The following is a 23,953-nucleotide window of genomic DNA, read 5'->3' on the forward strand; positions in this document are numbered from 1 at the left end:
AAGTTTATAGCCTACCTATAAGGGATTGAAACGTGCCTCTAAGGTCCCTTCCCGTCCTGTTCCAATAGGTTTATAGCCTACCTATAAGGGATTGAAACATTCTTGCTTTTTATCCATACTTAAATGACCTATTTTCGTTTATAGCCTACCTATAAGGGATTGAAACGGAGAAAGAAAAGGTTTATTTGATTTAGATCATGATGTTTTTAGCCTACCTATAAGGACTCACATCTTCTTGTTTCTATGCTTAAATAAATAGTAAATTATTTGGTTTTCCCGTATTTGCACACTTTTCCTTTATAAATTTAAACCCTTTTTATGGGTTTATTTTTATGTCGTTGAAAATTTGATATATTAAACTTAAACAGGTAACATGCTATGGCAAAGTTGTTGTCTACCGGATTAAAATGCTTAAAGGGTGAGATGGATGTTTATCATATTGGTGTATGATGTTGGGGAAAAGCGAGTGTCGAAGGTCCTGAAAATATGTCGGAAGTATTTAACCTGGGTGCAAAATTCTGTGCTTGAGGGGGAAATTTCTGCTGCAAATTTAAAAAAGCTAAAGCTAGAATTAAAGCGAGTTATCGATGAAGATGAGGACTCAGTCATATTTTATATATTGCGAACGACTAAGTACTCTGAGAGGCAGAGCATGGGGATAAAAAAGGGCGGAGATGAATTATTTATTTGATTTGGATAATACGGCGAAAAACTTATATAATGCAAAGCATAAAGAAGATTGCAGCAAGAAAATGGAGTTTTTGACAGGAAATGCGCTAATATTGATATTTTTAGAAAAAAAGCATAATACAAAATTTATAATATGTGGTATAGTAAAATAAAGGGGATTGTGTATTCTGTATACAAAAAGACAGTATTTTATGTATGCGTATATATCCCAAATAAAAGCGCAAGTCAAGAATTTAATTTGTGCTTACAGCAAGGTTGATTTACAATTTTAAATTCAATATTCTTGCGTCATTGTATACAGGAAACCTGGCATTCAAAAATACGGAATATTCTGTATACGTTACTTAAATTAAACAATTATTAATGAGGTGATATAAATTGAAATACGATGATAAAAAAACGATTGTACTAGGAGTTATAGGTTCTGATGTGCACTCAGTAGGAATTAGAATCCTGGATGAAGCTTTTAGTGAGGCCGGTTTTAATGTTGTAAACATTGGGGTTTTATCCTCACAGGAAGATTTTATTAATGCTGCAATCGAAACCGATGCAGATGCAATTTTAGTATCTTCATTATATGGGCATGGAGAGCTTGACTGTAAAGGCTTTAAGGAAAAATGTGTTGAAGCAGGCTTAGGAGATGTGATCCTATATGTAGGCGGCAATCTAGTGGTGGGAAAACAAGACTGGCCGACTACTGAAAAGAAGTTTTTAGACATGGGATTTGACAGGGTTTATCCTCCGGGGACACTGCCTGAAATACCTATTAATGATTTAAAAAATGATTTAGGGATTAAATAAAAGATAATCTTTATTTCAAAGAGGTGTGAAAATGGAACTAGCTTTACTTATAGATATTGGAAGCACCTATACAAAAGTTACTGCCGTAGATTTGGAAACCGTGGAGCTAAAAGGAACAGCTCAAGCGGCAACTACCGTAGCTGAAGATGTAAATATCGGGATAAATAAGGCCATCGAAGAGCTTAAGGCGATGGGAGTAGACCCTGAAAAGGCAAAATACAAACTTGCGTGCAGCAGTGCAGCAGGCGGGCTTAAGATGATAGCAGTAGGTCTTGTGCCTGAACTAACCTCTGAAGCCGCAAAGCGTGCGGCACTAGGAGCGGGAGCCAAGGTAGGACATGTATTTTGCTATGAGCTGACAGATGATGAGCTAGATCAAATAGCAAGGTACTCGCCGGATATAATTCTGCTTGCAGGCGGCACCGATGGTGGCAATAAAGATGTGATAATACATAATGCTGAAAAACTTGCAGAGCTTAAAGTCGATGCCCCTATAATCGTTGCAGGCAACAAAACGGCGGCATCTGCTGCCGAAAAAGCCCTGCGTGCAGCCGCAAAAGAAGTCTATGTTACCGAAAATGTAATGCCTAAACTTGAATGCCTGAACATCGAACCTGCCAAAAAGATTATCAGGGAAGTTTTTTTAAGCAAGATTATTTATGCCAAAGGCCTGTCAAAAGTAAGTAATTATGTAGACAGTCCTATCATACCAACTCCTTCAGCGGTAATGAAGGCGGCTGAGCTTCTTGCCAAGGGGAGCGATAATGAGGCAGGGTATGGAGAGGTTATGATTGTCGATATCGGGGGAGCTACAACAGATGTGGATTCTGCTGCAACAGGAGAGCCGACAAAGGCAGGGGTGACGCTAAGAGGTCTTGAAGAACCTTTTATAAAAAGGACTGTGGAAGGGGACCTCGGGATGCGTTACAGCGCCTTGGCGCTACTCGAAGAAATTGGCATCAAGAATATGTTGAAAAATTATCTTCCTTGCGGTATGGATGAAAAAACCTTGCAAGAATATGTCAAAAAAATAAGCATTGATACAGATTATGTGCCTTGTAATGAAATGGACAAACAAATAGATTGCGGAATCGCAAAAGCTGCAACAGACCTTGCAGTCAAAAGACATGTAGGGAGAATCGAAACAGTCTATAGCCCATTCGGTGCGGCATATGTTCAGCATGGGAAAGACCTTACAAAGCTTGATTTTATGATAGCAACCGGGGGAGTCCTCATATACAGCGAAAATCCAAAGGAAATATTAAAACATGGACTATACGACAGCAGCCGGCCGGAAGTGCTGGCACCGGAAAATCCAAAAATGCTTCTTGATGAAAAATACCTTTTATCATCTTTAGGGTTATTAAGTGAAATCGCGCCTGACAAGGCTTTAAACTTGGCAAAAAAATATCTTAAAGAGCTTTAATTTTAAGGAGGCATGTACTATGGAAGTTCAAAATAAAAAATGGGATATGAAAAAATTTAGTGAAATGAGGCAGGAGGTTTTAAATCAGTGGCCCACGGGAAAGGAAGTAGATTTTAAAGAAGCTGTAAGGTATCATCAAAACCTTCCCAAAAATCAAATTATGACAAATAAGCTACGGGAGGCTGCTGCTAAAAATAATACACTGATACAACCTCGGGCCGGCGTAGCCCTGCTTGATGAACATATAGAACTTTTGAAATTCCTCAGGCAAAAAGGAAAGGCAGATGTGCTGCCTACCACAATAGACAGCTACACTAGGCAAAACAGATATGAAGAAGCCGAAAAAGGAATTAGAGAAAGCGAAAAAGCAGGGCGGTCGCTGCTGAATGGTTTTCCCGCAGTAAATTACGGCGTAAAAAAATGCAGAAAAGTAATTGAATCTGTAGACTGTCCTGTTCAGGTAAGACACGGAACTCCTGATGCTCGGCTGCTAGCTGAAATTACACTGGCAGGAGGTTTTACAGACTTTGAAGGCGGCGGTATATCCTATAACGTGCCATATGCCAAGAAAATCTCTATTGAACAATCGATTTATTATTGGCAGTATGTGGATAGGCTTGTAGGCATTTACGAAGAAAACGGGATTTCTTTAAACAGAGAACCCTTCGGCCCGCTGACCGGAACGCTGGTTCCTCCTTGTATATCTCACAGCATAGGAATCATTGAGGGACTCCTTGCTGCAGAGCAGGGTGTTCGAAATATTACCCTCGGATACGGCCAGTGCGGCAATTTAATCCAGGATGTTGCAGCTGTTGAGACATTAAAAGAGCTGTCAGCGGAATATCTAAAAGATTATGATGTTATGCTGACTACGGCTTTTCATCAATGGATGGGCGGATTCCCGCAGGATGAAGCTCAAGCCTTCGGAGTTATATCTTGGGGAGCTGCCACTGCAGCGTTGAGCAAGGCTACTAAGGTTATTGTAAAAACACCTCATGAAGCATTTGGCGTGCCCACAAAAGAGGCGAATGCCGAAGGCTTAAGAGCTACAAGACAGGTAATCAACATGCTAAAAGACCAGAGGATGATTTCCAGCCAGGAACTTGAAAAAGAAAAAGAGATTATAAAGAGGGAAACCCGGCAGATTTTATCCAAGGTGTATGAACTTGGAGAAGGAGATTGGGCAAAAGGTGCAGTAAGAGCCTTTGAAGCAGGGGTACTTGATGTTCCCTTTGCGCCCAGCCAGTTTAATGCCGGAAAAATCTTGCCTGCCCGGGACAACAGCGGAGCGGTCAGGTTTTTGAATTTCGGCTCAATTCCCTTTGATGATGAAATAAAAGAATTCCACAGAAGAAAATTAGCAGAAAGGGCCAAGGCAGAAAACAGAGAAGTAAGCTTTCAAATGGTCATAGACGATATATACGCAATAGGACAGGGAATGCTTGTAGGAAGAATGGATTCTAAAATTGCATGAAGGAGACAAGGCAATGAGTAAAATTAAGGAAGTTATAGCATCTAAAGGTCTTGCCGGCTTTTATTTCGACGATCAGGCGGCAATTAAAAGCGATGCAAAAGAGGATGGATTTATTTACAAAGGCACGCCAAAAACAAAAGGATTTACAGATGTAAGGCAGGCAGGGGAATCTATTTCAGTAATGATAATAACAGATGACGGCAAGATGGCTTACGGGGACTGCGCCGCTGTCCAATACTCGGGAGCCGGCGGTCGGGACCCGTTGTTTTTAGCAGAAGATTTTATACCGGTTATTGAAAATGAAATAAGGCCGATATTGATAGGAGAGGAGCTTGACAGCTTTAGGAGACTTGCCGATAAAATAGACAGCTACAAAATCGACGGCAAAAGCCTTCACACGGCTTTGCGCTATGGAATCACCCAGGCAATCCTCGATGCGGTAGCTAAGGCGAAAAATACAACGCGCACAGAAGTGGTAGCAGAGGAATACGGACTTGAATTAGACCCTACACCTGTTCCTATTTTTGCCCAAAGCGGCGATGACCGCTATACAAATGCAGATAAGATGATAATAAAGCGGGTGGATGTTCTTCCGCATGCCCTTATAAACAATGTTTCAAAACTCGGCAAGCAGGGTGAAAAGCTTATAGAATATATTAACTGGCTAAAACAAAGAATTTACCAAATAGCAGGCGACGACTATAAGCCCATATTTCACATAGATGTTTACGGAACAATCGGCGAGGCATTTGACGGTGATATTTGTGCCATAACGGATTATTTTGAAAAACTTGAGAAAGCGGCATCGCCATTTACGCTCAGAATTGAAGGCCCTATAGATGCAGGTAGTAAATATGAGCAATTAAAGCAATTAAAGCTGCTTAGGGAGAACCTTAAAAAGCGAAATATCAAGGTTGAAATTGTAGCCGATGAATGGTGCAATACCTTAGAAGACATCAAAGAATTTGTGGATGAGGGCGCTGCCGACATGATTCAGGTAAAAACGCCGGATTTGGGCGGCATAAACAATACCATTGAGGCGGTGCTCTACTGCAAGGAGCATAAAATAGGCGCATACCAGGGCGGCACATGCAATGAAACCGACCGCTCGGCTCAGATATGCACGGATATCGCCCTTGCCACAAGACCCTGCCAGATACTTGCAAAGCCCGGCATGGGAGTGGATGAAGGTATGATGATTGTATATAACGAGATGAACAGAGTACTTGCTCTTTTAAAATCTAAAAACAACTAAAAATACAAAATAGGAGGTCTTCTGATTGGAAGAGTTGAAAGTTCTTTCGCCAACTGCCATACTTGGCTACGGATTTCCGGAAGAGTCCTTTCAAAGAGGGCTTGAGCAACATCCGGATTTTATAGCGGTGGACGCAGGTTCTACCGACCCCGGCCCATACTACCTTGGGGCGGGAGTATCCTTTACCGACCGGCAGGCAGTAAAAAGGGATTTAAAGCTTATGCTAAAAGCCGGAAAAAAACTTAAAATACCTGTGCTAGTGGGTACAGCCGGAGGCTCAGGAGCAAATGAGCACCTATACTGGACTGAAGATATTATAAAAGAAATAGCAAGAGAAGAAAATCTGGAACTTAAAGTCGCAGTCATAGAGGCACAGATACCTAAGGAAGAGATTTTAAAAAAATATGAGGAAGGAAAAATCGAGCCGCTTGCTCCGGCAGGAGAACTTAGCCGAGAGGACATAGAAGAGACGACGCGGATAGTGGCTCAGATGGGAGTAGAACCTATTATAGATGCACTGGAAAATGATGTAGACTTGGTATTGGCAGGAAGGGCGTTTGACCCCACTGTCTTTGCCGCTCCTTGCATTAAAGCAGGATTTCCGAAAGGGCTTGCACTTCATATGGGTAAAATACTTGAATGCGCCAGCATAGCCGCAACCCCCGGAAGCGGCAGCGACTGCATGATGGGCACATTAAGGCATGACTGCTTTATCTTAGAAGCCTTAAACCCAAAGAGAAAGTGCACCGTCACATCCATAGCGGCACACACCCTCTATGAAAAAGACGACCCATACAGATTGCATGGACCGGGAGGGATAATCAACCTGGAAGAAACAGAGTTTACTCAGATAGATGAAAGGCGTGTAAAGGTCAGCGGCAGTAAATTCATACCATCTGAAGAATACACCATAAAACTTGAAGGCGCCAAAAAAACTGGCTATCGCACGATTTCTATTGCAGGGACAAGAGATCCCATAATGATAAATCAAATTGATGATATTTTAGAAGCAGTCAAAGATATGGCAAAAAATAATTTTTCAAATATAAAAAGCGATGATTACCAGATACTGTTTGCACTATACGGAAAAGACGGCGTAATGGGCAAACTTGAGCCATTAAAGGATAAACCCTCACATGAGATTGGCATCATAATCGAAGTAGTAGCCAAAACCCAGGAAATGGCCAACACAATTTGCAGCTTTACTCGTTCAAGCCTGCTGCACTATGGCTACCCCGGCAGAATAGCTACCGCGGGCAATCTAGCCCTTCGCTACTCGCCATCTGACATAGAGGCGGGAGAAGTGTATGAATTTAGTATTTATCACCTGCTGACAGTAGAGGATCCAAAGGAATACTTTCCCATTACAGTCAAAACAATAAAAGGAAGTGAATAAAATGGGCATTCCGATTACAGAAGTAGCCGAAGTTATAAGGAGTAAAAACTCAGGCCCCTATGAACTTACAATGGATATAATCTTTAAAGACTTTGACTCATACGAGAATGTAAAGCAGAAAAACATCATAAACAAAAAACTTATCAGCAGCCTTTACCAAATACCCGAAGAAGACATAATATCGATAATAAACTTCGATCCGGCAAAAGCAATAAAAATCACAATAAAAAGGCCCCTTGTGGCAGGCGCGGTAGGAGAAAGCGATGTCTACGGCGCCCAGCAGCATGCTCCGCTCCTTGGCATTGAAGTTTAAACAAATAAAAAAGCCTGAACCCCTAATATTTCAAGGAGTTCGGGCTTTTTGCATTACTCATAAAAGTATTGCGATGTAGAAATGTGGCTGCCATGCTCATCTTATTTTAAGCTTAAGAGCTAAACACATTTTGAAGCCAACGTAAGAAATGATTTATTGCATCTAAAATCTTCTGAATAAGCCCTTTGTTTTCTTCTACGGTTTTTTTCACATCGCCCAGTGTAGAACTTATTTTATCTAATTGTTTGCTTATTTTATTTATATCAAGGTCCAGCTTGCTGATTCTTTTCATCAAATCCATGATTTGATTGATTTGTTCTTCTGTAAGTTCTATATCAAGTTCTGCAGCTATTTTTTTAATCACATTGCGTATATCTTCAGGGTTTTTGATTTTTTGTTTTACAACTTGCTTTTTAACATCTTGTACAAGTTTTGCGGCTTTATCTTTTCCTATCTCTTCGCCGAGATCCCCTGTTAATACTAATTCCTCGCTGGCTGTTTTCTTGGCTTCCTGGCTCAGCTTTTTGCCACTCGCCTTTTCAAATGCCTTCATAATACCAGTGAGAGCTGCAGTGCCTGATACCTTAAATGGTGCTGCTGCGATAACTTCAGCATCTTCAATACCGGCAGTAACCATAGCATTTGCATACATTTCTTTTGTGACCCAAGTTATATTATAAGTTTCGACTTTTATACCAGAATTTTTAGGAGCAAGTTTGACATAAGCGGAGGAGATAGCCCGTGTACCAATCTGCTGTTCCGGTACCAGCCCCTCTAAGTATTCCCGCTCCTCATCATTAGTAACGGTTAATATCATTACATCATTTTCATTGACGTTGAAGATTTTGAGCATTTCTTGGCGCTGAGATTGAGTAATATCAGCACCAAAGATTACCACATCAGCCTGATCCGCCAAAACGCCAATAGGCATGAGGGTAATTAAGATGCTTGTGATAATCAGCATAGATATTAATTTCTTCATAAGCATAAACCTCCATTTGGTTTATTTTTATAAATAGGAGCACTTAACTCTGAACAAAATTATAACCTATATTGTTATGCTATTCAAATTAGTAGGAGTTTATTTTATTGCAATAGTAGAAAAACTGTAAAAAATATGATATAATAAAATGCGTGAGTCGCTATTCATAGGTTTTTAATAAGAAAATTTTCAAGCAGTACTTTTAGGCTTACAGATACCTATGGTACTGCTTTTATATTTTTTAACAATCAGGAGGTAGTATGTTTAATGAAAATTGCTATATTAATAGACGAACCGCGAGTTTCTTATCTTCCCGGAGAAGAAGGTCTAAATGAGGATCTGCAAAAGCGCAAAACTGTCAAAAATCTAAAAGAAGTGCTTTCAAAACGATTTGAATGTTCATTAGTAAAAGCTGACAGTGACATTATATCCAAATTGCAAAATGAAAATGTAAGCCTAGTCTTTAATCTTTGTAATGGCATTAGAGGAGAAACAAGACAGGCACAAATCCCGGCTATTCTCGAATTCTCAGGCATTCCTTATACTGGCTCATCCATATTAGGGCATACCCTTGCTATCAATAAAAATTATGCTTGTAAAGTATTTAAAGGCTCTGGCGTCCCAACTCCGGAGTTTATTTCTATCTACGACAAGGCTGACCTAATGCAGCTCAGAAATAAAGAAATCAAATTTCCTGTTCTCGTAAAACCTTGTGACGAAGGTTCAGGGAGAGGCATTCATCAAGACAGTTTAGTTTATGATTTTCGTTCGCTAAAAAGAAAGGTTCAGCAAGAACTAAGATTATATAATCCGCCGATTATGGTAACGGAATATATCAAGGGGCGCGAGTTTACCGTTGGCATATTAGGTAATGGCAATAGCTTGAAAGTACTGCCTATACTCGAAATAAGTTTCGAAGCTCTTCCAGATGACTTAGCTAAGTTTTACAGTTTTGAAGTCAAAGCGAATTATGCGGATAAGACTATTTTTCGATGCCCTGCACCGCTGGACAATAAGCTCAAAACTAAAATAGAAAACACTGCAAAAAAAGCCTACAATGCTCTAAGCTTAAGAGATTATGCCAGAGTTGACATAAGAGTAAAAGACGATACTCCATATGTCCTTGAGGTTAATTCATTACCAGGCCTGCAGAAAGGCTATAGCGATATCACCAAAATGGCCAGCGCCTGCAATCTAGGCTATGAAGGCCTTATACTTAAAATAGTTGAAAATGCCATAAATCGCTACAAACAAGCCAGTGAACAAAAGGTAGTATAACCTAAAAAATCAAATAAAAATCGTCAAGTATCAGCACATATAAATTGATATGCAACATACTTTTACGCAATTAATGTCGTCGACCTCCGATAGCGCAAAAACCCCCGGGGATCGACGACAATCCAAAATTACCCTCAAATAAAGAATATTACTGGAAAAGAAGGACTTTTCGATTTAATGTAGAAATTATTAATAGAAAATTTAACAAATTATTTTTCTCGCTTTTTCTTTATTTTTTACCCCAAATTACGGGTTTATAGCCTACCTATAAGGAATTGAAACATTCCTTATAGGTAGGCTATAAACTCTTGAACATCGTTTATAGCCTACCTATAAGGAATTGAAACTAGGCAAACACCTCGGCATGTTCACCGACAAGCTCAACGTTTATAGCCTACCTATAAGGAATTGAAACATTTTTGGAAAATGTTTAGCGACAGATAGCCAGATTTGTTTATAGCCTACCTATAAGGAATTGAAACTGAAATATTCCTGAGTTCTGCTTCCTGCTTCCTGAGTTTATAGCCTACCTATAAGGAATTGAAACATAGGCACGTGTAGCCGTGTTTCATGGAGAAAATCCGTTTATAGCCTACCTATAAGGAATTGAAACAGCCATCTTAAAGCTTCCCCAGCAGTTCTTCTTTCAGTTTATAGCCTACCTATAAGGAATTGAAACTATAATTTCTGAAGGTGCTAAAACCATTATGACTGATGTTTATAGCCTACCTATAAGGAATTGAAACGAAGCAGGAAGCAGCAGCAGCAGCAGGAAGCAGAACTCAGTTTATAGCCTACCTATAAGGAATTGAAACTGGAACAGGATGTTGTACTATAGGATGAAGGAAGGATGTTTATAGCCTACCTATAAGGAATTGAAACTTAAATAATACATACGATGTAAACGGTAAAAAGTGCAAGTTTATAGCCTACCTATAAGGAATTGAAACTTCTGATATATTTCCAGGTATCAAAATTAAGTATGGGTTTATAGCCTACCTATAAGGAATTGAAACACATATTCTGATTCTGATATTTGTTGCTCAATGTTGGTTTATAGCCTACCTATAAGGAATTGAAACTATAAAAAAATAATATATATTTTTTAAAAATACTATGTTTATAGCCTACCTATAAGGAATTGAAACATTCATTCCAGGATTTTTTCTTATACCATTTTGATCGTTTATAGCCTACCTATAAGGAATTGAAACCTCTGCTACGAAGGCAGCAGTTATAATAACCTCTTGTTTATAGCCTACCTATAAGGAATTGAAACTATCGAAACCGGTAAGTTCTAAATCGAATGCCCCAGGTTTATAGCCTACCTATAAGGAATTGAAACTATATCCAAACCTCATCGCATATATCAATAAGCCTGAGTTTATAGCCTACCTATAAGGAATTGAAACACTAGAATCTCTTGCCATGGAAGGCAATCTTGATATTTGTTTATAGCCTACCTATAAGGAATTGAAACAATTTAAGAAGTATATCTTGAAATCCTCTAACAAGGCGTTTATAGCCTACCTATAAGGAATTGAAACGCGGCACAACCGCCGTAGCCGCAAAAACATTTTGCAGTTTATAGCCTACCTATAAGGAATTGAAACATTCGTCAAACAACTTCCCACTAACAAACATACCTCGTTTATAGCCTACCTATAAGGAATTGAAACTCGGAAGACACGGGGCAAGATATAGAACTTGACATCAGTTTATAGCCTACCTATAAGGAATTGAAACCATGATGTCCTCTATGGCCTGAGCTTGGTATAAAGTGTTTATAGCCTACCTATAAGGAATTGAAACAAAACTATGGAAGAGAAGACCAGTTCAGCTATGAGGGCGTTTATAGCCTACCTATAAGGAATTGAAACCAGTATAGGCGAGGACATAGACGACATAGAGGACATGTTTATAGCCTACCTATAAGGAATTGAAACAGTTCTGCTTCATTGCTGCAGCTTCCGGAGTTATTCCGTTTATAGCCTACCTATAAGGAATTGAAACTATATTGCAGCAACAAAAACACCGTATAATTGAAATTGTTTATAGCCTACCTATAAGGAATTGAAACGAACAAAAAAAAGAGGCTGTCAAGCCTCTATAAAGTGTTTATAGCCTACCTATAAGGAATTGAAACGAGTAGAAGGCGAGGAAATAGAACATCCTGTAAAAAGTTTATAGCCTACCTATAAGGAATTGAAACACGTCCCAGTATCCGTCTTTGAAGTCGATTACATCCTTGTTTATAGCCTACCTATAAGGAATTGAAACTAACCTAAAAGTATAATATTTTTTGCTGCCTGTTCCGCGTTTATAGCCTACCTATAAGGAATTGAAACCACTGCCCCTACGCCCCATAATCGGGGCGTTTCGACGTTTATAGCCTACCTATAAGGAATTGAAACAGCCTCTATAAAGTTTTTAAAAGTCTTGAATAGGGTCCTGTTTATAGCCTACCTATAAGGAATTGAAACCCGTCTACAGTATGTATTGTTAGCTTGTATTCGTATCCGTTTATAGCCTACCTATAAGGAATTGAAACTCTATCAATGTTTTTCAAGCTATTTTAGCTCACTTTAGTTTATAGCCTACCTATAAGGAATTGAAACGGAAGCTGCAGCAGGAAGCAGAACTCAGGAATAACTCAGTTTATAGCCTACCTATAAGGAATTGAAACTTAGTATTTGGAAGAACAGTTTGCTTGTCAACAAGCCTGTTTATAGCCTACCTATAAGGAATTGAAACAGCACTTCTGCCCTTGAAAATTCGCTCGTCTCTTCCGGTTTATAGCCTACCTATAAGGAATTGAAACTTAATTTACAACCTAAATTCTACAACCTTTTTTCAAGTTTATAGCCTACCTATAAGGAATTGAAACAGATATTTTGAAGGTAAGACCAGGGAAGAAATTGCAGAGTTTATAGCCTACCTATAAGGAATTGAAACAGGGTTTAAAGGGTATCGGTTCAAGATGTTCAAGAGTTTATAGCCTACCTATAAGGAATTGAAACTATTTCGATGTGACATTCTGTGCGTAGGCGAGTAGCTCGGTTTATAGCCTACCTATAAGGAATTGAAACAGAAGAAACCAAAAACTTGATGATAAAAAAGATGCTACTGTTTATAGCCTACCTATAAGGAATTGAAACTCCCAATAACGAGTACCTCTCTTTCCTTGCTGTGTAGTTTATAGCCTACCTATAAGGAATTGAAACATATAAAAAAATAATATTGACAATATGATTCAAATATGGTTTATAGCCTACCTATAAGGAATTGAAACCACGAAACAGGACTAACAGCAAAGGAAGTTAACAAAGGTTTATAGCCTACCTATAAGGAATTGAAACTATGATTCTCCATAATGGCAATTGTTTTATTATATCCATCGTTTATAGCCTACCTATAAGGAATTGAAACTATGTATATAATGATATTATATATATAATAATAAATATGTTTATAGCCTACCTATAAGGAATTGAAACTTTCATTGATTCCAATGCTAATGTTTTCAAGTTTAACGTTTATAGCCTACCTATAAGGAATTGAAACATTCATAATCCTCATCATTTAGAACTGCCTGCATGAAGTCGTTTATAGCCTACCTATAAGGAATTGAAACCATAATAGCTTCCAACTGCTACTAAATATCTTCCATGTTTATAGCCTACCTATAAGGAATTGAAACCCGAGTATAGCAGCTTAGAAGAGTTTAGCAATGATTATAGTTTATAGCCTACCTATAAGGAATTGAAACGCCTCTCCTACGGAAAAAACAACCTGATACTGCTGGTTTATAGCCTACCTATAAGGAATTGAAACCAATTCCTTCCCTGGTCTAGTATTCTATTCATGGCCAGTTTATAGCCTACCTATAAGGAATTGAAACATTCTCAAAGTATCAGGGAATACTATTTCAAATTCAGTTTATAGCCTACCTATAAGGAATTGAAACTTGCTACTATTATATATATTCTTATTCAAATTCCCGTTTATAGCCTACCTATAAGGAATTGAAACTGTGGAGTATGTTAGAGATGATTAAAATAGCTTGAAAGTGTTTATAGCCTACCTATAAGGAATTGAAACAATAGGGAAACTAATCTTCAAAAAGATAGTAACACGGTTTATAGCCTACCTATAAGGAATTGAAACATTCTTCATCTTCATTGACACTCAAAAAATATATTCTTCGTTTATAGCCTACCTATAAGGAATTGAAACTGGTCTATTGGATGCTTCTCTTTCATTCTCTTAAATAGTTTATAGCCTACCTATAAGGAATTGAAACAGAGTGAAAACTCCCCAACGCTTCTGCCGGAAGCTCTGTTTATAGCCTACCTATAAGGAATTGAAACTTTGTAAAAGTCTGAATAATATTTCCATCTTTATCCGTTTATAGCCTACCTATAAGGAATTGAAACATGGACTAAAATGGAACTGGCAAGCAGAAATTGGAGTTTATAGCCTACCTATAAGGAATTGAAACTTGTAATCCAGGAATACCAATGCTTTTTCTTTTGACTGTTTATAGCCTACCTATAAGGAATTGAAACTGCTGATACTGCTGATATTGTTGCAAAGCTTGGATTGAGTTTATAGCCTACCTATAAGGAATTGAAACATACTTTCATCTGATACCTTTTGAGTGGCTCCACTCTTGTTTATAGCCTACCTATAAGGAATTGAAACCTTGGAATCATGGTTTCACCACCTTATCTAAAACAAGTTTATAGCCTACCTATAAGGAATTGAAACTCGGTGTTTCTGTAACCAATAGTCTTAACTTAGTTCCTTCGTTTATAGCCTACCTATAAGGAATTGAAACGTGGCATTGTTGCCCGTTGGGAAAGCATAAAAGAATCGTTTATAGCCTACCTATAAGGAATTGAAACTTGATAACCCCACACAGGAGGCCTCCATCTCTCTGGGTTTATAGCCTACCTATAAGGAATTGAAACGTACAAAATGATCACCTCCTAGATAACCTTGCTTTGGTTTATAGCCTACCTATAAGGAATTGAAACTAAAACAAGCTCAAGAACTGGGTCATCCAGTAGAGGTTTATAGCCTACCTATAAGGAATTGAAACCAGCCGGCATCGGGGTATTCGAATGCTAGACCGCCCGTTTATAGCCTACCTATAAGGAATTGAAACCGGCCATATCTTTCAGTTTAGCCTGATATTCAACATGTTTATAGCCTACCTATAAGGAATTGAAACAAGGAAGATAGCGAGTACATTTTTTACATTCAGCACCCATCGTTTATAGCCTACCTATAAGGAATTGAAACTACTAATAATGAGGTATCTAACGATGAAGTGCTTTACGAGTTTATAGCCTACCTATAAGGAATTGAAACCCTCCTTTTTAATAATACCAAATGGCTCAAAAACAAGTTTATAGCCTACCTATAAGGAATTGAAACTCTTGCCAGACTCGACGCCATTCATCGTCATTCTCTGTTTATAGCCTACCTATAAGGAATTGAAACCGATAACGCAATTTCCATATGCACCATTCTGACTAGCGTTTATAGCCTACCTATAAGGAATTGAAATAAGATGGGGTCTAATTGTTCTTGAAGTTCTTTTACTTGCTTGTTAGCCCCCCCAAAGGCCTTGAAATAGCACCGTATGTAATATTTGATTTGTGGTTTCCTGCGGATGTGCATTATCCTCTATGAGATATTCATGGAGGATTTTTTAAAGCTTAAAAGAAAGTTATGTAAATATAAAATTGAATGAACAATGAAGATTGATAAAAAGTTTATAATATGATATTATATTCTAAGAAGGCAGTATAATCAGATAACATAACCTCATCAGGCTTAAAAATGAAGCTCCCCAATTTTAACTAAGGACAAGAAAATAATTTTATAGGCGTTATGCCTAAATAAAAAAATAAAAGGAGACGATTGTCTTGAATAAACCTATTGACAAAAATTATCAATTGTTAATTGGAGGTCGATGGGTGGATGCAAAGGATGGGGAGACGTTTGAGACTCACAACCCGGCAAATGGCGAGCTGTTAGCAACTTGTGCCAATGCCGGTAAGGAAGATGTGGATGAAGCAGTTAAAGCTGCATGGAAGGCATTTGAAACGTGGAAAGAAGTTAGTGCACAAGAAAAATCAGGAATATTACTTAAAATAGCCGATCTGATTGATGAAAATGCTGAAAAACTTGCTATGATTGAAACTCTCGACAACGGTAAACCCATTCGAGAAACACGAAACATTGATGTGCCGCTAAGTTCTGATCATTTTCGGTATTTTGCCGGAGCTATCAGGGCTGAAGAAGGCCAAGCCGTAATGATTGACAAGAACACCTTAAGCATTATCTTAAGAGAGCCGATTGGAGTTGTCGGCCAGATAATTCCATGGAACTTCCCGCTGCTGATGGCGGCATGGAAGTTGGCACCAGCCTTGGCTGCGGGATGTACGGTTGTTATTAAGCCGTCGTCTTCAACACCTTTAAGCATTTTAGAATTAGGTAAATTGATCAATGATGTTCTTCCCCCAGGAGTTGTGAACATCGTAACCGGCAGCGGAGCCACCACCGGAAATTATATGTTGGAACATCCGGGATTTAGAAAGCTTGCCTTTACAGGTTCAACCGAAGTAGGCTACAGTATAGCCGAGGCGGCAGCTAAAAAGTTGATTCCGTCAACACTAGAGCTTGGTGGAAAATCCGCAAATATTTATTTCCCAGACTGCCCATGGGAGAAGGCTATAGAAGGGGTGCAACTGGGCATCTTGTTCAATCAAGGGCAAGTTTGCTGCGCAGGCTCCAGGGTATTTGTGCATGAAGATATTTATGAAGAATTCCTTGCAGAATGTGTTGAAGCCTTTAAGAAAATCAAGGTTGGCTTGCCATGGGAAGAAGATACTATTATGGGAACGCAGATTAATGAAGCTCAGTTGAAAAAGATTTTAAACTATATTGAAATTGGAAAACAAGAAGGGGCAAGACTTGCCTGCGGCGGTTCTCGCATCACTGAAAATGGCTTAGATAAAGGATGCTTCATGCAGCCTACGATTTTTGCCGATGTTGATAACAAAATGAGGATTGCTCAAGAAGAGATTTTTGGGCCGGTAGCATGTTTCTTGAAGTTTAAGGATGAAGAAGAAGTAATAAAAATGGCAAATGACAGCGAATACGGATTGGGCGGCGCTGTGTGGACGAAGGATATAAACAGGGCGCTTAGAGTGGCAAGAGGAATAGAGACAGGCCGTATGTGGATAAATGATTACAACAACCTGCCTGCTCATACTCCCTTCGGAGGCTATAAGAAATCCGGAATTGGCCGCGAAACTCATCATATGATGCTCGACCATTATACTCAGAAGAAGAATATAATGATAAGTATGAATGAAAATAAGGCTGGCTTATACTAAAGCGTAAAGAGCTTAAATTTGCAAATGCGCTTACATAAGGGAGGCCATATAAAATATTATAAGCAGCCGAAAGAATTGTCCATCAAGTATATAATGTTGTAATGAGAATAAATAGGAAAATCCTCCTTGAGTGTAAAGCACAACAAGGAGGATTTTCTGACAAATTTGAATTTCACTCATTATAAAGCCTATTTTTGCGAAGTTAACCAGTATCTCGGATAAAAAATAGTGCTGAAAAGGAACTATTTGCCGACTTTTTTACTAGAATAATAGTAAAGACTTTCATGGAGGGGTTGTATAATGAGTGAAGACTTTGTTGATTTAAAAGGGTGTGGAACCCATGAAACCTATAATAAATGTGCGTATCCGGCACCTTATCCTGAAATTAAGGTGGCAAGGGAAAATCCTTACTATGGCAAACTTTTGCTTGAAGATTATGCAGGTCGAGCCGGTGAACTTACAGCAGTAAATCAATATATTTATCATCATTTTGTGTTGGAACCGGAATACGAAGAAGTAGCTGAACTCTTGTCCTGTGTAGCATTGGTGGAAATGCATCATATGGAAATTCTTGCTGATACCATATTAAAATTGGGAGTAGATCCCCGTCAAAGAACCATAGCGACAAACGAAGTCGAAATATACTGGGATGCAGGCTTCGTATATTATGGAACAGTCCTTTGTGACATGATAACTGCTAATATTGCCGGTGAATGGGCGGCCATAAGCAATTACCGCAAACATCAACAGATGATAAACGATCTTTATGTGAAAAAGATTTTGGAAAGGATTATCTTGGATGAAATATATCATGTTCAGTTATTTAGTCAAGTAACTGAAAAATACTGTCAACCGAATATAAAAAGCTCAAATTAGGAATAAACGCGATGCTTTCTATATGGTCTGCCCTTCACAGATACCCATACCACCCGAAACCTACACAGTAAATGCGGCACTCGCATGATGGGAAGGGGCAATTATATAATATATAGAATCTTGGTACAAAGCTTAAGCCATGCATTAATTGCAGCAACAAAGCCGCTTTATATGCATGGCTTTTATTTACAGGAATCTACAAATACAAGTTTTGCTACAGCCCCTTTTCCAGATTAAGCGCTAAGCCTCGCTTAAGAATGCATAATATGCTTTTTTGGCTTCATAGAGGTCGGCCTTGCTGGAGATTTCCCAAGGTGCGTGCATATTGTGCAGGGCTATGCCTGCATCGATGACTTGCATACCGTAGTTGGCGAGGATATAGGCTATGGTACCGCCGCCGCCCTGATCTACTTTTCCAAGTTCTGATGTCTGCCAGATGACCTTGTGTTTATCCATGATGCTTCTGAGTTCCGCAATAAATTCCGCATTGGCGTCATTGCTGCCGCTCTTTCCTCTTGATCCCGTGTATTTATTAAATACGATTCCCTTGCCGAACCTTGCGCAATTCTTCTTTTCCATGACATCGGGATAATTTGGGTCAAAGGCCGCACTTACATCGGAGGATATCATCTTTGAATTTGTCAAGGCCCTTCTTACTTTCAGTTCACTATAGTCCCCAAGCAAGTTAGCAATTTCCGCTACGGTATTTTCAAAAAATCTTGAGTGCATACCCGTGGCTCCCACACTACCGATTTCTTCTTTGTCAACAAGCAGGGTTACACATGTTTTTTCAGGGTTTTCCACTTCCAACATAGCTTCAAAAGATGTATAGGCACAAACTCTGTCATCCTGGCCGTAAGCCATAATCATACTCTTATCTATTCCATAATGTCTCGCCTTTCCGGCGGGAACTATTTCAAGTTCCGCTGAGACAAAATCTTCTTCAACTATGCCGTATTTCTCATTTAGGATTTTCAAGATATTATGTTTGACCCTATTCTTTGCCTCTTTACCTTTTAATGGTATACTGCCAACTAGTATATTAAGGTTTTCGCCTTCCACACCATCGGCCAAGGTCTTCTTCATTTGGTCTTGTGCAAGGTGAATGAGCAAATCCGATACTCCCAGCACTGGGTCGTCCTCGTCTTCACCCATGACTATATTTATGCGGGAACCGTCTTTTTTCACGATTACGCCGTGTAAGGCAAGGGGCAGCGTAACCCATTGATATTTTTTAATTCCACCGTAATAATGGGTTTCAAAAAGTGCCAAGTCTGCGTCTTCATACAGAGGGTTTTGCTTTAAATCCAACCTTGGGGAGTCTATATGTGCTCCTATTATACAAAGACCTTCTTCTAAAGGCTTTTTTCCGATAACAAAAAGAGCAATAGTTTTTCCCATAATTTCCGCATATACTTTGTCTCCGGGCTTTAATGATTTTCCCTGGTTTATAAGTTCCTGTAGATTCCTGTAACCTTTCTTTTCTGCACGGCTTGTAAATTCTTCGACACATTCTCTTTCAGTTTTACAACGGGACATAAAATCGATATATTTCTCGGACAAATCAAAGACTTTTTTTAAATCTGTTTTTGAATATTTATCCCATGCGATTTCGTATTCCTTTTCAAAGGGAGATTTCTTATCTTCATCCATCAAAGTTTACCTCCAATATTTTAATTTACTCACACAGTATATTTTACCAAAGATGAAAAAATATACAACAAAAAACCCATGACATGATTTAAAACAAGGCTTATAAGCAATAAAACAGCGAATTTGGTGTAATTAGAAGAACGGTTTTTTGCAAATGCATATATAATTTAGTTCACTAGTTTTATTCAGGCAGCTATTTTTAATTTTCACTTATATAAGGAAGAATAGTTTTTATGAGTTTTTTAAATAGTTCTATTTCATGTGGAGAACACTTTTTAAGCAAATTATTTATTTCATAGAAACTTTCATCCCAAGCTTCATAGGTATTATTATTTGGATCACATATGTAAGCCGCATCAAAGCTTAACCTTCCCAGAACAAGGTAATCCAAAGAAACATGCAAACAGTTGGCGACTTTGATTAAAGTCGGCATACTCATTTGCCGTTCGCCACGCTCTAACTGACCTATATAATAGTCTGAAAGCCCGATTATCTCTGCAAATTCTTCCCGTGATAATCCCAGTTTTTCTCTTTCTTCACGTATTCTTTTACCGATAGCATCGTTGTCTATCTCCAATTTTCAATTCACTCCTTATTAAAATAACCTTATCTAATTTCCGAACATAAAAAAATTAGCAATAAGCATATATTTATTATTTGCAATAAGAATGCATTTAATGTATATTAAATGCGTTACTACATAACATGGGAGTGTGAATAATGAATATAATAGAAGATAAGATAGAAACAGCGAGGAAAGCACTGCATAATGCTTTAAAGAGAAAAGACAATGAAGAAAAGATACTCGAAATTAGTCGAGAAATGGATAAATATATTATAGAATACTATAAAGAGGATAAATCTCAAAAATATTAGCTGTCATTAATAAAAGAATGATATTTTGGTGCATGGCGAAAAACCTCAGCTATTGACACCTGCTAATTGCCGTGTTAATATAAAATTAAATAAAACCGGATATAATCTTCAGGGCAGGGTGTGATTCCCGACCGGCGGTAATGCGGCAAGTTCCGTTAGCCCGCGAGCGAAAGCAGACTCGGTTAGATTCCGAGGCCGACAGTAAAGTCTGGATGAAAGAAGATTTATTTTTTATGATGGATTTTAAAATTCCCTGAGATTATGTCTTTGGGAATTTTTTAAATTAACGGAGGGTGTGCAGCAATGAAAAGTGAAGTAAATAAAATGGCAAGACTTGCTATGCTTGCAGCTCTATCAATACTTTTAATGTTTTTAATAAGGTTTCCGCTTATTCCTTCAGCGCCATTTTTGGAATATGAGCCGGGTGATGTGCCGGCATTAATAGCAGCATTTTTGTTCGGCCCGGGAGCAGGTGTTTTAGTGACTCTGATAGTTTCACTTATACAGGCTTTAACGGTCAGTGCAGGAAGCGGCTGGATCGGTGCGATAATGCATTTTATAGCTACTGGAACGATGGTTGAGGTTGCAGGATATATTTATAAAAAAATCCACACACAAAAAGGTGCAATAATCGCCCTGATTGCAGCGTCAATTAGCATGACACTTGTGATGATACCCCTTAACCTAATATTTACAACAAAATTCATGAATGTTCCTTTGGAAGCCGTAAAAGCCATGATTATCCCGATTATAATACCTTTTAATTTACTGAAGGCATCTATTAATTCGACACTGACGTTCTTGGTTTATAAACCGGTTGGGAAGGTCATGAGAGTGGAAGTAAAACCCATAAAACCGTTAACAAAAAACTGTTGACATTTATCCAAAGCCTGTGATACAATTATCTAAATCAATCGGAAATTCGATGACAGGAAAGAGTAGCTTTGATGGAAGGTTAAAGAGAGCCGCCGGGGGTGGGAGTGCGGCACCGAAAGTCATAGTGAATGGGTCCTAGAGAAGGCATGGCAAAAGGTCAAAGTAGCTGTGCACGGCAAGTCCCCCGTTAGCCAGGACAGGATATCGCGAGAATATCGCTGTATCTGGAAAGAGTGAGTTTTACATTGAGGTGGCAAGCATTTCATCCTGAAGATGAGATGCTTTTTTGTTACACCGGGTGTAAGGCTAATTTGGGTGGCACCACGGTAGCAACCGTCCCTTTTATGTAAGGGACGGTTTTTTATTTTATTTTAATATCTCCTAGATACACTTATCCGGTATAGGTATCAAAAGCTAAAAGCAAAAGTGTCACAGAATTGTTGACACGGATAGGAGCTGTTTCCATACCGGATAAAAACGGAGATTTGAGGTGATAGCTATGACATGAAAACGTCAAATTAATATATACAGTAGTGGAAAACCTATCAATAATATGCAATGAACTTTTCTAGCATTGCTTGTAAATGTAAAAATCTTTGAGGAGAAGAATTACGACCTAAGATAGAAAATAAAAGTGTTTAAATTTTAACTATTATACGAGGAGATGACAGAAATGGAAGATACTAAGATATTACTTGAAGAAAGTGAAATGCCTACAAGTTGGTACAATATTCAGGCAGATATGCCCAATCCTTTAAGACCATCGCTCAGTCCTGTTACAGGAGAGCCTGCGACGCCTGAGGAGTTAGGGGCAATATTCCCTGAAGAAATCATAAAACAAGAAGTTAGCACAGAGCGATTTATAGAAATACCGGAAGAAGTCCGGCAGCTTTATAGATTGTGGAGGCCGTCGCCTGTCTATAGGGCACACAGGCTGGAGAAGGCATTGGATACCCCTGCTAGGATTTACTTTAAGTATGAAGGAGTAAGCCCTGCCGGCAGTCATAAGCTAAATACCGCCATTCCTCAGGCCTATTACAATAAAAAGCAGGGGATAAAGCGGCTGGCTACCGAAACCGGCGCAGGGCAGTGGGGAACAGCACTTTCTATGGCCTGCAAGTTCTTTGACATGGAATGCTCGGTTTACATGGTTAAGGTAAGTTATGAGCAAAAACCCTATCGGCGCTCAATAATGCAGCTTTTCGGAGCAGAGGTGTTTGCAAGCCCCACCGATAAAACCGATGCGGGCCGTGCCGTGCTAAAAGAGCATCCGGATTCCTTGGGAAGCCTGGGCATTGCAATAAGTGAAGCGGTTGAAGATGCCGTAAAAAATCCCGATACGAACTATGCCTTAGGTAGTGTGCTAAATCACGTAGTTCTTCACCAGACAGTCATTGGCCTTGAAGCCAAGAAACAGATGGAAAAAGCGGGCTACTATCCGGATGTAGTGATAGCCTGTTCCGGCGGAGGCAGCAATTTTGGCGGAATTGCCATGCCTTTTGTGCATGATAAAATCAAAGACGGCAAGAAAACACGTATAATCGCAGCTGAGCCTGCCGCCTGTCCAAGTCTTACAAAGGGCAAGTTTACTTATGATTATGGCGATGTGGCCCATTTGACTCCAAAGATGATGATGTACACATTAGGAAGCGATTTTATGCCGCCAGGAATCCACGCAGGAGGCTTGCGCTACCATGGAGCATCTCCAATCCAAAGCCAGCTCTTGCATGATGGGCTGATTGAAGCTGTTGCCTATGACCAGCAGGATATTTTTGAAGCAGCGATGCTTTTTGCACAAAACGAAGGAATTGTGCCGGCGCCTGAATCAGCTCATGCTATAAAGACAGCAATCGATGAAGCATTAAAGGCTAAAGAATCCGGAGAAAAAAAGACAATTTTGTTTAACTTGAGCGGTCATGGATATTTCGACATGGCATCATACGACAATTATCTTTCTGGCAAGCTGCAAAACTCCAGCCTGCCTGATGAGGTCTTGCAGGAAGCCTTAAGTAAACTACAATAAGACAGTATTTGAAAGATAAGCAAACAAATATAGACTTTATAATTGCAGTTAACTGCTGTTGATTTTAGATATTCAAAATAAATTAAAAACTGGAGGGAATTATTATGAAATTGAGAGATATGATTTTGACATCACTTCTGATAGCAATCGGATTGGTGCTTCACTATATTGTTCCGCCTATTATGGGAGGTATGAAACCGGATTTTCTGTTAGCCATGCTCTTTGTGGCACTTTATATAGACGATAGCCCAAAAAATGCTCTGCTTGCAGGCATACTTGCAGGTATATTTTCCGCTCTTACAACGAGTTTTCCCGGCGGACAGATTGCAAATATGTGCGACAAAATCGTTACAGCTTTTGCAGTGATAGCGATGATAAAGGTATTTTCTAAATTGAACCAAAATGTTTCAGTAATAATTACAGCAATTGTAGGGACTATAATAAGCGGTACGGTTTTTCTGGAAACAGCACTGCTCATAGTAGGCAGCCTGCCGGTTGCATTTCCGGTACTTTTTACAACAGTGGTTATTCCGGCGGCGGCTGTCAATACCATTGCAACGTTCGTATGCTACAAAGTGGTGGCCTCTATGCAAAAATCGGTTTTGCATAGAGCGTAAATTCA

17 protein-coding genes, 2 CRISPR repeat arrays, 1 riboswitch and 1 other annotated feature are annotated in these 23,953 nt (G+C 39.0%); of the genes, 14 read left to right on the plus strand and 3 right to left on the minus strand.

All coding sequences use genetic code 11. The features are described from left to right. Positions 1-2: 2 nt before the first annotated feature. A CRISPR array of direct repeats spans positions 3-232; the repeat unit is 30 nt; unit sequence GTTTATAGCCTACCTATAAGGGATTGAAAC. A 195-nt stretch (positions 233-427) separates the two neighbouring features. From cas2 to BUC45_RS05575, 7 genes are all read left to right on the plus strand, one after another. Then, positions 428-691: a CRISPR-associated endonuclease Cas2 gene (gene cas2 / locus BUC45_RS05545; RefSeq protein WP_296970875.1), complete on the plus strand. Its 264-nt coding sequence runs from the start codon at positions 428-430 to the stop codon at positions 689-691. A 377-nt stretch (positions 692-1,068) separates the two neighbouring features. Beyond that, positions 1,069-1,491 carry a methylaspartate mutase subunit S gene (gene glmS, locus BUC45_RS05550; RefSeq protein WP_296970876.1) on the plus strand — a complete coding sequence of 141 codons (423 nt, stop codon included), beginning with the start codon at positions 1,069-1,071 and terminating at the stop codon, positions 1,489-1,491. A gap of 31 nt (positions 1,492-1,522) precedes the next feature. Continuing rightward, a complete protein-coding gene (glmL, locus tag BUC45_RS05555; RefSeq protein WP_296970878.1) occupies positions 1,523-2,917 on the plus strand; it encodes a methylaspartate mutase accessory protein GlmL in 1,395 nt (464 codons plus the stop codon). A 19-nt stretch (positions 2,918-2,936) separates the two neighbouring features. Next, positions 2,937-4,391 (plus strand): methylaspartate mutase subunit E, encoded by a 1,455-nt coding sequence (locus BUC45_RS05560; protein ID WP_296970879.1) that lies wholly within the window; start codon positions 2,937-2,939, stop codon positions 4,389-4,391. A 13-nt stretch (positions 4,392-4,404) separates the two neighbouring features. Next, positions 4,405-5,646 carry a methylaspartate ammonia-lyase gene (locus BUC45_RS05565; protein WP_296970880.1) on the plus strand — a complete coding sequence of 414 codons (1,242 nt, stop codon included), beginning with the start codon at positions 4,405-4,407 and terminating at the stop codon, positions 5,644-5,646. A 25-nt stretch (positions 5,647-5,671) separates the two neighbouring features. Beyond that, positions 5,672-7,042, plus strand: a complete 1,371-nt coding sequence (locus tag BUC45_RS05570) for an acyclic terpene utilization AtuA family protein (RefSeq protein WP_296970881.1) — start codon at positions 5,672-5,674, stop codon at positions 7,040-7,042. A 1-nt stretch (position 7,043) separates the two neighbouring features. Beyond that, positions 7,044-7,355: a DUF4387 domain-containing protein gene (locus tag BUC45_RS05575; protein ID WP_013777252.1), complete on the plus strand. Its 312-nt coding sequence runs from the start codon at positions 7,044-7,046 to the stop codon at positions 7,353-7,355. Positions 7,356-7,467: 112 nt separating this feature from the next. Here BUC45_RS05575 and BUC45_RS05580 read toward each other — a convergent pair whose 3' ends face one another. After that, positions 7,468-8,337 (minus strand): DUF1002 domain-containing protein, encoded by an 870-nt coding sequence (locus BUC45_RS05580; RefSeq protein ID WP_296970885.1) that lies wholly within the window; start codon positions 8,335-8,337, stop codon positions 7,468-7,470. A gap of 267 nt (positions 8,338-8,604) precedes the next feature. Here BUC45_RS05580 and BUC45_RS05585 point away from each other — a divergent pair, with 267 nt between their 5' ends. The 3 genes from BUC45_RS05585 (at position 8,605) to BUC45_RS05595 (ending at position 17,903) form a co-directional block, all read left to right on the plus strand. Next, positions 8,605-9,615: an ATP-grasp domain-containing protein gene (locus tag BUC45_RS05585; RefSeq protein WP_296970886.1), complete on the plus strand. Its 1,011-nt coding sequence runs from the start codon at positions 8,605-8,607 to the stop codon at positions 9,613-9,615. 252 nt (positions 9,616-9,867) lie between these two features. After that, positions 9,868-15,257: a CRISPR direct-repeat array (repeat unit 30 nt; unit sequence GTTTATAGCCTACCTATAAGGAATTGAAAC). Positions 15,258-15,551: 294 nt separating this feature from the next. Beyond that, on the plus strand, positions 15,552-17,027 hold the full coding sequence (locus BUC45_RS05590) for an aldehyde dehydrogenase family protein (RefSeq protein ID WP_296970887.1): 1,476 nt from the start codon (positions 15,552-15,554) through the stop codon (positions 17,025-17,027). A 300-nt stretch (positions 17,028-17,327) separates the two neighbouring features. Next, on the plus strand, positions 17,328-17,903 hold the full coding sequence (locus tag BUC45_RS05595) for a manganese catalase family protein (RefSeq protein ID WP_296970888.1): 576 nt from the start codon (positions 17,328-17,330) through the stop codon (positions 17,901-17,903). 240 nt (positions 17,904-18,143) lie between these two features. On the opposite strand, the gene BUC45_RS05600 is transcribed toward BUC45_RS05595, so the two are convergent. Next, complete coding sequence (locus BUC45_RS05600) at positions 18,144-19,556, minus strand: aminopeptidase (protein WP_296970889.1); 1,413 nt, start codon at positions 19,554-19,556, stop codon at positions 18,144-18,146. Between the two features lie 199 nt (positions 19,557-19,755). After that, positions 19,756-20,133: a helix-turn-helix transcriptional regulator gene (locus BUC45_RS05605; protein WP_296970890.1), complete on the minus strand. Its 378-nt coding sequence runs from the start codon at positions 20,131-20,133 to the stop codon at positions 19,756-19,758. A gap of 143 nt (positions 20,134-20,276) precedes the next feature. Here BUC45_RS05605 and BUC45_RS05610 point away from each other — a divergent pair, with 143 nt between their 5' ends. From BUC45_RS05610 to BUC45_RS05625, 4 genes are all read left to right on the plus strand, one after another. Next, complete coding sequence (locus BUC45_RS05610) at positions 20,277-20,432, plus strand: aspartyl-phosphate phosphatase Spo0E family protein (protein WP_296970891.1); 156 nt, start codon at positions 20,277-20,279, stop codon at positions 20,430-20,432. Between the two features lie 100 nt (positions 20,433-20,532). Continuing rightward, a riboswitch (FMN riboswitch) is annotated at positions 20,533-20,660 on the plus strand. A 75-nt stretch (positions 20,661-20,735) separates the two neighbouring features. Beyond that, a complete protein-coding gene (locus BUC45_RS05615; RefSeq protein ID WP_296970893.1) occupies positions 20,736-21,308 on the plus strand; it encodes an ECF transporter S component in 573 nt (190 codons plus the stop codon). Between the two features lie 40 nt (positions 21,309-21,348). Then, positions 21,349-21,652: a binding site (T-box leader), on the plus strand. 329 nt (positions 21,653-21,981) lie between these two features. Continuing rightward, positions 21,982-23,331, plus strand: a complete 1,350-nt coding sequence (locus BUC45_RS05620) for a TrpB-like pyridoxal phosphate-dependent enzyme (RefSeq protein WP_296970894.1) — start codon at positions 21,982-21,984, stop codon at positions 23,329-23,331. Between the two features lie 98 nt (positions 23,332-23,429). Then, entirely contained in the window at positions 23,430-23,948 is a 519-nt protein-coding gene (locus tag BUC45_RS05625) for a tryptophan transporter (protein WP_366749797.1), read from the plus strand. The last annotated feature ends 5 nt before the right edge of the window (positions 23,949-23,953 follow it).

The organism is Tepidanaerobacter sp. EBM-38 (assembly GCA_001896545.1).
GTDB lineage: Bacteria > Bacillota > Thermosediminibacteria > Thermosediminibacterales > Tepidanaerobacteraceae > Tepidanaerobacter.